The organism is Kitasatospora sp. NPDC059803, from assembly GCF_042732255.1.
Classification (GTDB): Bacteria; Actinomycetota; Actinomycetes; order Streptomycetales; family Streptomycetaceae; genus Kitasatospora.
In genome coordinates this window covers 4,899-15,757 of record NZ_JBHWIJ010000124.1, presented here as the reverse complement: position 1 = coordinate 15,757, position 10,859 = coordinate 4,899, and the positions used below count along the sequence as shown (strand labels likewise).

Below are 10,859 nucleotides of genomic sequence, written 5' to 3'. Positions count from 1 at the left end.
AGCGACTCGACCCGACGGGCAGTCGCGAGCTCTTCGCAGTGGGCGCCCGCCCCCCACCCGAGCCCCCCGCGCCCCCCCCCCCCCCCCCCCGCGACTGCTTCCCGGATCTGCGCAACCCAGCCGGACCACCCTTCGGATTCCGGGTCGGTGTCGACGTGGCCAGTGCGCAGGAACTCCGCGAATTCCTCCACCTCGCCGGCGATCCCGTAGCTATCCCTCAGCTCCAGATGGACCGCCGACCTGCGGGCCTGCCTCAGCATCGCCGAGAAGTCCGGCACGTTCTGCATCGTCGAGCGCCTTCCTGATGATCCCCGCCATACGCAGCGGGATGCGGGTCACGTTTCTCGTGGTCGGGGATACCAGCGGAGTGGCCGGGTACCCACTCCGTGCTGCCGATCTTCGTCAGCAGGGGCCCGCCGGGCTTCCAGCCCTGGAGGACCAGCTCCTTCTCCTCGTCGTCCACCCACACCATCGGGCTCTCGTCCTTGCCGGTGTTGGGGTCGATCCCGCCGAACCGTAGGGTCATGGCGCCCTCCCGTGCCAAGTCGGTTGCGCGGTTTTGCACGCCACCGTTTCGCGTGACATGGCGGAGCGTCAAGGGCGCGTTTCAGCATGGACGTTCTGGATGCCCGCGGCTCTGCTGCGGCTGTGGAACGCAGGTCCGAAGAACGCCGAAAGCCGTGGCCACGGACTCGGCTTGTGAGAGTGCGAGGGCCTGTAGCTGATGGTAGGCCGTGAGGATCGGCGGTACTGCGCCGCTGTCCCGTTCCAGGTGCCCTTGCTGCGCTGATTCGGCGTAGGACATCAGCGATCGGTCCGGAAGGGTGATGATGTTGACCGGGAGGTCGAACGCTCGTTCCTCGCCTATGGCGTACGGAGCCACCTGGAGAACGGTGTTGGGCGTCCGGACGAAGGCTGCAAGCTCGTCGGGCTGGGCAGCCGTGATGGACTTTCCGCCGACCGGCCGTCGGATGCGGCTCTCATCCAGAACTGCGTGGATCAGTGGAGGGGCCTCCCGGCGCAAGTTCGCCTGTCGGAGCGCGAGGTAGGCGACCCGCTCCTCGGCTTGGTCCTGCGTGATGCTGCCTCGGCGGACTGCCCCCGCCGGGATGGCCCGCGCGTAGTCCAACGTCTGAAGCAGCCCTGGCACGATGCCCCTCATCCGGCGGGCCACCCGGCGGCGACTCGGCCGGGACCGCCGCCGATGACCGACCCTCCCGCCTGTCCCGCACCGGACTGCTGCGCCCCGGTCGATCTGCTCAACGACGCCAACGCGGCCGGACGGACGTGGAACTGCCCGAACTGCGCCCGGTGGGGCGTCGCCTGGTCGGCGGGCTACCGGGCGAACCAGCCGTTCGGGGCGATGGCCGGACTCCGCATCCCGGCGGCGTCCCGGCCGCCCAACCGGCCCAACTGATGTGGCGGACAGCTCAGACGAACGGGCCGCGTGGGAACCACGGGTCGCGGACCTCCCGGGGCCCGTCCGGCGTCAGCAGGGTGAGGGTGTACGGCGAGGCCGCGTACTCGGCGAGCTGGACCGAGCCGTAGCGGGTCTCCAGTTCGGCCTGGACCGGGACCGGCAGCCTGCTGAGCGCCCGCCGCAGTTGCAGGGCGTCCCGGCGGCTGATCGGGTGCGGGGTGCGCAGGACCAGTCGCAGCGGGCTGAGCGGCCCGGCGACCGGTACGCCGGTGCCCAGTTCGTAGCCGACCGCGCCGATCGGGCCCCAGGACAGCCGGTGGTCCGCGACGATCCGGCCGACCGCCGGCAGCAGGGCCAGCGCCGGGATTCCGGCGACCCGTTCGGGGTCCAGCCGCCCGCACCGCCCGGCCAGCTGCTCGGGGCGCAGTGTCCGGGCGACTGCGGCCCAGGGCGCCAGGGCGTCCAGCCGCTGCCCGGGGCGGGGGCCGCGCACGATCACCGGGATCCACTGTTCGGGCGCGGCCTCCGGGTCCCGGGTGCAGCGTTGCGGGTGTGGGACGTCCGCCGGGGTGCCGACCAGGGAGGGGGCCCGGCCGACCGTCACCCACGGGTGCACGCGCAGGACGGCCCGCGCCCAGTCCGGCAGCTCGCCGCCCGCCAGCGGGTGCAGCGAACTGGGGCACTGCATCAGCAGCAGGTCGTGGGCGCCGGGCAGTCGCCCGTCCAGCGCGGCCAGCGGCCCGACCCGCCGGCGCGGCCCGTCGTGGGGGTCCTCGGTGGTGCGCCGGGCTTGGCGGGCGGAAGGTACGACGGTCACGGTGGGCTCCAGACGGTGGCGTCAGTTCGGCCGACGGCTCCAATCTGCGCCGGGCGGCCGCCTCCGCGCCACGGCCGTTGGGCGCGTTCACCAGGGACCAAAGGCTCAACGTGCGGCTCCGGGTGCCCGGTGTGAGAGTGGGGGAAGCCCGGTATCCGTTCGGAGGAGGAGTCATGGGCATCTTCGACAGGTTCCGCCACAAGGCGCACGAGGCGACCGGGCAGGACGCCGCCGAGCGTGCCGCCATCGCCCACGACGAGGCCGCGGACGCGTACAGCCCGGAGATCGAGCGGGCCCGCGAGACCCAGGAGGCCCGCGAGTCGGAGCGGCGTGCCCGTGCTGTCCAGGAGGAGGCCGACCGGCGCGCGGCCGAGAACATGACGGCCGAGGGCGACCCCTGGGGCTGAGAAAGCCCGGGAGACCCCACCAGCCCCCGAGCCCCCCGTCACCGCGCCCGCGGCGGCAGCGGCGGGCGCCGCAGGTCCGGCCTGGGGGTGTCCTCCGGCGGGGGCGCCGCGGCGGGCGCGTCCTCCAGCAGGTCCAGCGCGAGCTGGACGGCGGCGACCAGCTCGGGGTGGCGCCCGCGGGCCCAGTCGCGCGGGGTGCGCAGCACGTGCACGTCCGGTTCGACGCCGTGGTTCTCCACCGACCAGCCGAGTCCGCCTTCGAACCAGGAGGCGTTCTTGGGCACCGAGATCCGGGTGCCGTCGCCGAGGGTGTGCCGCCCGGTCATCCCGACGACCCCGCCCCAGGTCCGGTTGCCGACGACGGGGCCGAGGCCGAGCAGTTTGATCGCCGCGATGACCACGTCGCCGTCAGAGCTGGTCGCCTCGTCGGCGAGCGCCACGAGCGGGCCGCGCAGTGCGTGCCGGGGCCAGCGGACCGGCTGGCGGTCCCGGCCGAAGTCCCAGGCGAGGACGTGCCGGGTGAGTTTCTCCAGGACGAGTTCGGAGACGTTGCCGCCGGCGTTGCCGCGCACGTCCAGGACGAGTGCGGGCTTGTCCAGTTCGCGCCGCAGGTCGCGGTTGAACTGCGCCCAGCCGGAGCCGCCGAGGTCCGGGATGTGCAGGTAGCCGCACCGGCCGTCGCTGAACTCCCGGACCAGGAGGCGGCGTTTGGCCACCCAGTCCTGGTAGCGGACGGCCCGTTCGTCGGTCAGCGGGGTGACGGTGATCCGCCGTACCGGGCCGTTGGGGCTGCCGCGCAGGGCCAGTTCGACGGTGGTGCCGCCGGTGCCGGCCAGCAGTGGCAGCGGGCCGCGCACCGGGTCCACCGGGCGGCCGCCGACGGCGAGCAGTTCGTCGCCGTCCCGGACGCCCTGGGCGGCGAGCGGGGCGCGGGCGCGCGGGTCGGAGGTCTCGCCGGGCAGCACCCGTTCGACCAGCCAGCGCCCGTCGGGGGAGCGGTGGGCGTTGGCGCCGAGCAGGCCGAGCGGCTGCTGGCCGAGCGAGGGGCCTTCGGCGCGCCGGGACGGGGTGACGTAGGCGTGCGAGGTGCCGAGTTCGCCGAGGAGTTCGCGCAGCAGGTCGGCGAAGTCGTCGGGTGAGCAGACCCGCTCCAGCAGCGGCTCGTACTGGGCGGTCAGGGCGGGCCAGTCCAGGCCGGACATCCGCTCGTCCCAGAACTGGTCCCGGACGATCCGGGAGGCCTCGTGGTAGGCCTGGCGCCATTCGGCGGCGGGGTGCACGGTGTGGGTGATCCGTCGCAGGTCGACGGTGCTGCCGGCGCCGCCGGTGACCGGGACGATCCGCAGGGTCCCGGCCGAGTAGACCGCGATGGAGCCGCCGTCCCCGGAGACGGCGTAGCCGTCCAGCTTGTCGACCAGGGTGGTGCGGGTGCCCCGGGCGAGGTCGAAGTACTCCAGCGAGGGGCGGCCGGAGGTGTCGTCGGGGCTGGCGAAGGTCTGCCCGAGGGTGCCGGAGATCGGCCAGCGCAGCCAGATCAGGCCGCCGCGCACCGCGTCGGTGGCCGAGTACTTGGAGGCGATCACCGGGAACTGGAGCAGCCGCTCGCCGATGCCCTGCGGGTCGACGAGGACGGTGCCGTCGCCGCCGCCGTCGCCGCGCGGGGCGCCGTCCTCGGCGGGCGCGGCGAACGGGGACGGCGTGTCGGCGGTGAGCGGGACGAGGTAGGGGCGGCAGCCGAGCGGGAAGGAGAGGTCGCCGGTGTGCACGTCGTGGACGGGGTCGAAGCCGCGCCAGGACAGGAAGGCCAGGTAGCGGCCGTCCCGGGTGAACACCGGCTGCTCGTCCTCGAAGCGGCCGTCGGTGACTTCGGTGACCGGCCCGGGTGCTTCGGTGCGGGTGAGCCGGATCCGGCGCAGCGAGCGCCCGGCCACCGGCTGGGACCAGGCGATCCAGTGCGAGTCGGGGGAGAAGCGGGCGCTGGAGACCGGCCCGTAGCCGGAGGCGGCGAGTTCGCGGACGGCGCCGTCGTCGGCGGCGACCAGCAGCAGCCGCCCGTCGGAGGCGGCGACGGCGAGGTGGGCGCCGTCGGGGGAGGCGGTGAGTTCCAGGACGCGGCCGATCCGGTCGGCGGCGAGCACCCGGTGGCGGTGCTTCTCGGTCTCCTCGTGCCCCGGCAGCGGCATCACCTCGATCGCGTCGGCGCCCTCGGCGTCGGTGATCCAGGCGGCCTCGCCGGTGTGTCCGAGGATCACCGGCAGCCGGGTCCGCACCCCGGGGGTGTCGGCGAGCGCGCGGGCCGGGCCGTCCTTGTGGGTGAGCCAGTACTGGCTGCCGCGCACGGTGATCACCCCGGCCCGGCCGCTCTGGTCGCAGGCCAGGTCCTTGACCTGGGCGGCGGCGCCGACCTGGTACGGGCGGCGGCCGGCCCGGGCGCCGCCGAGCGGGACGGCGAGCCGGCGGGGGGCGGGGGCGTCCAGGCTGTCCAGCAGCCAGAGGTCGCCGGCGTGCTGGTAGACGATCCGGGTGCCGTCGGTGGCGGCCTCGCGGGCGTAGTAGGAGGCGTGGTCGGTGTGCCGGCGCAGGTCGGTGCCGTCGGGGCGGCAGGAGTAGACGTTGCCGATGCCCTCGTGGTCGGAGAGGAAGGCGATCCGCCCGGCGACGGGCATGGGTGAGGCGAGGTGGCCGGGGTGGTCGGCGAGGATCTGTTCGCCGTCCGCCCAGAGCCGGCCGGTGGCGCCGCCCCGGTAGCGCTTCCAGGCGGCGGGTTCGTGCGGGGCGGCGCCGGTGAGCAGCACGGTGCGTTCGCGGCTCATCTGGGCGTCGCCGACGGGGCCCCAGGGCATCCGGTGGCCGGGGGAGCCGTCGGGCGGCAGGGCGTGCGCCCAGGTGTAGTGGCCGAACGGCTCGTGGTAGGAGGTGACGGCGAGTACTTCGCCGTCCGGCAGCCAGCCGCGCACCCGGGTGTCCTGGCTGCCCCAGTGGCTGAGCCGTTCGGCCTCGCCGCCCTCGACGGGGGCGGTCCACACCTCGGGGGTCAGGTTCAGCCAGCTGGTCCAGGCGAGGGTGCGGCCGTCGGGGGAGAAGCGGGGGTGGCTGACGCGGGTGCGGTCGCAGCTGACCCGCCAGGCCCGGCCGGTGGCGCCGTCGGCGTCCAGCGGGGCGATCCAGACGTCGTCCTCGGCGGTGAAGGCGAGCAGCCCGCCGTGCAGGTGGGGGTAGCGGAGGTAGCCGGGCGGGGTCACCCCTCCATCCTTCGACGGGGTGTCACCCCCGGCAACCGGGGCGGCCCGTCGGGGCTGCCGGGCGGTCGGTGCGTAGGTCGCGGACCGGTCTGGACCATTGACACCGCAGTGCCGAATCCACTTCAGTGGTCTAGTCCAACTTGGGTGCCAGGCCGGGCCGTTCCCCCCCACTGGCGCGTGCTCCGGCGTGCCCTCGGACGTCCCCCACGACCGCGCCATCGCAGGAGCCCCCGCATGCGCAGAACCACACCCGCACCCGCCCCCGCCCGCCGGAAGCAGTCCCGCACCCTGCTCGCCGCCGGCGCCGCCTCCGCCGTCGCCGCGGCCACCCTGGTCGGTGTCACCCTGGGCCTGGCGCCCGCCGCCTCGGCCGGCGAGTTCCTGGTCAACGGCGGCTTCGAATCCGGCTCGCTCGGCCCCTGGAGCTGCACCGGCAACTCCGGCAGCGTCGTCACCAGCCCGGTGCACGGCGGCGGCTACGCCCTCGCCGCCGCGGCCACCGCGGGCGACACCGCCCAGTGCGGCCAGACCGTCACCGTCGCCCCCAGCACCACCTACACGCTCAGCGCGTACGTCAACGGCTCGTACGTCTACCTGGGCGTCGACGGCGGCGGCCCCAGCACCTGGACCCCCGGCACCGGCGGCGGCTACCAGAAGCTCAGCGTCAGCTTCACCACCGGCGCCACCCAGACCAGCGCCACCGTCTACACCCACGGCTGGTACGGCCAGGGCACCTACTACGCGGACGACGTCTCGCTGGACGGGCCGGGCGCCCCCAGCCCGACGCCGACGCCCACCGGCACCCCGACGGGAACGCCGACCGGAACCCCGACGGGAACGCCCACCGGGACCCCGACCGGGACGCCGACGGGCACGCCCACCGGCACCCCGACCACCCCGCCGCCGCCCGGCAGCCACGCCCTGGTCGGCTACCTGCACGCCAGCTTCGCCAACGGCGCCGGCTACACCCGGATGGCCGACGTCCCGAACTCCTGGGACTTCATCGACCTCTCCTTCGGCGAGCCCACCTCCGTCACCTCCGGCGACATCCGGTTCAACCGCTGCTCCGTCACCGACTGCCCGACCGTGGAGTCCGACGCCGACTTCAAGGCCGCCATCGCCGCCAAGCGGGCTCAGGGCAAGAAGGTGCTGATCTCGATCGGCGGCCAGAACGGCCAGGTCCAGCTGACCACCGCCGCCGCCCGCGACACCTTCGTCAGCTCGGTCTCGGCGATCATCGACAAGTGGGGCCTGGACGGCCTGGACATCGACTTCGAGGGGCACTCGCTCTCCCTCAACACCGGTGACAACGACTTCAAGAACCCGACCAGCCCGGTCATCGTCAACCTGATCTCCGCGCTGAAGACCCTCAAGGCCAAGTACGGCCCGGGCTTCGTGCTGACCATGGCGCCGGAGACCTTCTTCGTCCAACTCGGCTACCAGTACTACGGTTCCGGCCCCTGGGGCGGCCAGGACCCGCGCGCCGGGGCGTACCTGCCGGTCATCTACGCGCTGCGCGACGACCTCACCCTGCTGCACGTCCAGGACTACAACTCCGGCTCCATCATGGGCCTGGACAACCAGTACCACTCGATGGGCGGCGCCGACTTCCACGTCGCGATGACCGACCTGCTGCTCAACGGCTTCCCGGTGGCGGGCAACACGAACAACATGTTCCCGCCGCTGCCCGCCTCCAAGGTGGCCATCGGCATGCCGGCCACCACCAACGCCGGCAACGGCTACGTCGCCCCGGCCGAGGTGAACAAGGCCCTGGACTGCCTCACCAAGCTGGCCAACTGCGGTTCGTACGTGCCGCGTTCGGGCGCCCAGCCGAACCTGCGCGGGCTGATGACCTGGTCCGTCAACTGGGACCAGTTCGGCGGCCGGGAGTTCTCCAAGAACTTCGACGGCTACTTCCGCCGCTGAGGTGACGCCGGTGGGAACCGTGCTTGAACCTGACATCAGTGTGAGGATCGAGCATGGTTCCCATGGCGACCACACAGCTCCCGACTCCCGCAATCCGCAACGGTTTCCCGCTGCCCGCCCTGCTCGCCCTGGCCACCGCCGTCTTCGTCACCGCGCTCACCGAGACCCTGCCCGCCGGCGTGCTGCCCGGGATGAGCGGGGCCCTCGGCGTCAGCGAGTCGGCCGCCGGGCAGACCGTCACCGTCTACGCGCTCGGGACCGCCGCCACCGCGATCCCGCTCACCGCGGCCACCGCCGGCTGGGGCCGCAAGCGGCTGCTGCTCACCGCGATGGCCGGCTTCGCCGCCGCCAACACCGTCACCGCGGCCTCCACGAACTACCCGCTCACCCTGGCCGCCCGCTTCCTCGCGGGCGTCGCGGCCGGCCTCGCCTGGGCGCTGCTGGCCGGGTACGCGCGCCGGCTGGTGCCGGTCGAACAGCAGGGCCGGGCCATGGCCGTGGCGATGGCGGGCGTACCGGTGGCGTTGTCGCTGGGAGTGCCGGTCGGCACCTTCCTCGGCCAGGCGCTCGCCTGGTGGGTGCCCTTCCTGGCCATGACGGCACTGGCGCTCGGCGTGATCGGCTGGATCGCGGCCCTGCTGCCGGACCAGCCCGGACAACCCGCCGGTGAGCGCGCCCCGGTGCGGAGCGCGCTCACCGTGCCCGGGGTGGCGCCGGTGCTCACCGTGACGGTGCTCTTCGTGCTCGCCCACACCATCCTGTTCACCTACATCGCGCCCTTCCTCGACCGGACCGGCCTCGGCGACGCGACCGACACCGTGCTGCTGGTCTTCGGCCTGGCCTCGCTGGCGAGCATCTGGTTCACCGGTGCCCACATCCACCGCCGGCTACGGCAGTTGACGATCGGCGGCGCGCTGCTGGTCGCCCTGACCGCGGGCCTGCTCGGCCTCTGGTCGCACAGCACACCGCTGGTGTACACCGCCGCCGCGCTCTGGGGCCTGGGCTGGGGCGGCGCCCCGACCCTGCTGCAGACCGCCGTCGGCGACGCGGGCGGCGAGCGGGCGGACGCCGCCCAGGCGGTGCTGGTCACCCTGTGGAACGCCGCGATGGCGGGCGGCGGCGTGGTCGGCGGCCTGGTGCTGGGCCGCCTGGGCACCGACGCCCTGCCCTGGACGGTGCTCGCCCTGATGCTGCCCGTCCTGGCAGTGGTCACCGGCGCCCGCCAACACGGCTTCCCGACTGACCGCGGTTAGCGCAACTGCAGCCCGTTGGCCAGCAGTTCGGCGACCAGCTCGGGCCGGGCCGTCGCGATCGAGCCCGCCGAGTACGGCGGTTGCGGGTCGTACTCGATGACCAGCTGGATCGCCTCCGCGGTCGCGTCCCCGGCCATCAGTCCGGTCAGCGTCAGTGCGAGGTCGATCCCGGCCGAGACCCCGGCCGCGGTCGCGTACTTGCCGTCGACCACGACCCGCTCCGTCCCGGTCGGCTCCGCCCCGAACTTCTTCAGCGCGTCGAGGCAGCACCAGTGCGAGGTGGCCCGGCGCCCCGCCAGCAGTCCGGCGGCGCCCAGCAGCAGGGAGCCCGAGCAGACCGAGGTGGTCCAGGAGGTGGTGGTGTCCACCGCGCGAATCCACTCCAGCACGGCCTGGTCGGTCAGCCGGGCCTCCGTCCCGGGCCCGCCCGGGACGAGCAGCACGTCGGCCGCGTCCACCTCGTCCAGGGTGGCCTCCGCGGTCAGCGACAGGGTCTTCATGTCGGTGCGGACCGGGCCGCGCTTCGCGGCGGTGAACACCACCTCGGCGCCGGGGATGCGGGACAGCACCTCGCAGGGGCCGACGGCGTCCAGGGCGGTGAACTCGTCGTAGAGCAGAACGGCGATGAGCATCAGTGTCCTCCAACAGGATCGGGTCGGAAGCGGCGTCGGTACTCGGCGGGCGGGGCGGCCAGGGACCGGACGAAGGCGCGCCGCATCGCCTCCGGGGTGCCATAGCCGCAGGAGCGCGCGATCTCCTCGATGCCGTCGGCGGTGTCCTCCAGCAGCCGCCGGGCGGCCTCCAGCCGGACCCCGTCCACGTACCGGCCCGGGGTCACCCCCACCTCGGTGGCGAAGGCCCGGGCGAAGTGCCGTGGTGACAGCGCCGACCGGCGGGCCAGCGCCTCGACGGACAGGTCGGCCTCCGGGTGCTCGGCGATCCACCGCTGCACCTCGCGCAGCGGCTGCCGGGCCGCCACCTGGGCGGCCAGCTGGGTGCTGAACTGGGCCTGGTTGCCCGGCCGGCGCAGGAAGACCACCAGGTGGCGGGCGATCAGCAGGGCGGCGTCGCGTCCCAGGTCCTCCTCGACCAGGGCCAGCGCCAGGTCGATCCCGGCGGTGACCCCGGCCGAGGTGGCGACGTTCCCGTCCCGGACGTGGATCGGGTCCGGGTCCACCTCGACGTCTGGGAACCGCCGGGCCAGCGCCTCGCAGTACGCCCAGTGCGTGGTCGCCCGGCGCCCGGCCAGCAGCCCGGCCTCGGCGAGCAGGAAGGCCCCGGTGCACACCGACACCACCCGCTCGGCCCGGCCGGCCAGCTCCCGGATCCGGGCGACCAGCGCACCGTTCGGGAGATCGCTGCCCAGCCCGCCGGGGACCAGCAGGGTGTGCACCGGCCCGACCTCGGCCAGGTTCGTGTCCGGCAGCAGCCGCAGCCCGCTGTGGCTGCGCACCGGCCCGCCGCCCGGGGAGGCGGTGGTCACCCGGTACGCCCCCGGCTGCCCGGCGGCCGCGCCCGCCCCCGTGAAGACCTCCACGGGACCGGTCACGTCGAGGCTCTGCACGCCCTCGTAGAGGACGACGACCACGCTGCGCGCTCTCATGCGACCAGCCTGTCACCGGGTCGCAGTGGCAGCAATGACCCGTTTCCCACCTTTCCTGCCACCGTCGGTGGGGATGCCGGTGGGGATGGCGGCGGGGAACGCGGAAACGGGGGGGGGGGGGGGGCGCGCGCCCCCCGGCGCGGGGGCCGGGTCGGGGGGCGGTGCGGGCGCGCCCGCCCCCGCCCCCGCCA

At 74.2% G+C, this 10,859-nt stretch carries 10 protein-coding genes; 4 read left to right on the top strand and 6 right to left on the bottom strand.

Translation table 11 applies throughout. From position 1 onward, the window contains the following. Together ACFV6I_RS20630 and ACFV6I_RS20625 are read right to left on the bottom strand one after the other, a co-directional pair. Positions 1-287 (bottom strand): DUF6879 family protein (locus tag ACFV6I_RS20630; protein WP_380426815.1); only part of this gene is annotated, 287 nt, incomplete at its 3' end. A 320-nt stretch (positions 288-607) separates the two neighbouring features. Further along, positions 608-1,162, bottom strand: a complete 555-nt coding sequence (locus ACFV6I_RS20625) for a DUF5753 domain-containing protein (RefSeq protein WP_380426813.1) — start codon at positions 1,160-1,162, stop codon at positions 608-610. 42 nt (positions 1,163-1,204) lie between these two features. Here ACFV6I_RS20625 and ACFV6I_RS20620 point away from each other — a divergent pair, with 42 nt between their 5' ends. After that, the gene (locus ACFV6I_RS20620) at positions 1,205-1,417 is read left to right on the top strand and encodes a hypothetical protein (protein WP_380426811.1); all 213 of its coding nucleotides are present in this window, start codon (positions 1,205-1,207) and stop codon (positions 1,415-1,417) included. 13 nt (positions 1,418-1,430) lie between these two features. Here ACFV6I_RS20620 and ACFV6I_RS20615 read toward each other — a convergent pair whose 3' ends face one another. Beyond that, positions 1,431-2,237, bottom strand: coding sequence for a phosphoribosyl-dephospho-CoA transferase MdcG domain-containing protein (locus ACFV6I_RS20615; RefSeq protein ID WP_063349280.1), 807 nt, complete (start codon positions 2,235-2,237; stop codon positions 1,431-1,433). A 173-nt stretch (positions 2,238-2,410) separates the two neighbouring features. Here ACFV6I_RS20615 and ACFV6I_RS20610 point away from each other — a divergent pair, with 173 nt between their 5' ends. After that, positions 2,411-2,644 (top strand): hypothetical protein, encoded by a 234-nt coding sequence (locus tag ACFV6I_RS20610; RefSeq protein WP_063349281.1) that lies wholly within the window; start codon positions 2,411-2,413, stop codon positions 2,642-2,644. A 38-nt stretch (positions 2,645-2,682) separates the two neighbouring features. Here the strand turns inward: ACFV6I_RS20610 and ACFV6I_RS20605 are convergent, their stop codons facing one another. After that, positions 2,683-5,886, bottom strand: a complete 3,204-nt coding sequence (locus ACFV6I_RS20605) for a S41 family peptidase (RefSeq protein WP_380426809.1) — start codon at positions 5,884-5,886, stop codon at positions 2,683-2,685. 234 nt (positions 5,887-6,120) lie between these two features. Between ACFV6I_RS20605 and ACFV6I_RS20600 the strand changes: the two genes are divergently transcribed. Both ACFV6I_RS20600 and ACFV6I_RS20595 read left to right on the top strand, forming a co-directional pair. Beyond that, the gene (locus tag ACFV6I_RS20600; protein WP_380426807.1) at positions 6,121-7,812 is read left to right on the top strand and encodes a chitinase; all 1,692 of its coding nucleotides are present in this window, start codon (positions 6,121-6,123) and stop codon (positions 7,810-7,812) included. Positions 7,813-7,874: 62 nt separating this feature from the next. After that, positions 7,875-9,065 carry an MFS transporter gene (locus ACFV6I_RS20595; protein WP_380426805.1) on the top strand — a complete coding sequence of 397 codons (1,191 nt, stop codon included), beginning with the start codon at positions 7,875-7,877 and terminating at the stop codon, positions 9,063-9,065. Here ACFV6I_RS20595 and ACFV6I_RS20590 read toward each other — a convergent pair. Then, positions 9,062-9,697: a DJ-1/PfpI family protein gene (locus ACFV6I_RS20590; protein ID WP_380426803.1), complete on the bottom strand. Its 636-nt coding sequence runs from the start codon at positions 9,695-9,697 to the stop codon at positions 9,062-9,064. The genes ACFV6I_RS20595 and ACFV6I_RS20590 overlap by 4 nt on opposite strands. Beyond that, complete coding sequence (locus ACFV6I_RS20585; RefSeq protein WP_380426801.1) at positions 9,697-10,668, bottom strand: GlxA family transcriptional regulator; 972 nt, start codon at positions 10,666-10,668, stop codon at positions 9,697-9,699. The genes ACFV6I_RS20590 and ACFV6I_RS20585 overlap by 1 nt, the downstream gene beginning before the upstream one ends. Positions 10,669-10,859: the final 191 nt, after the last annotated feature.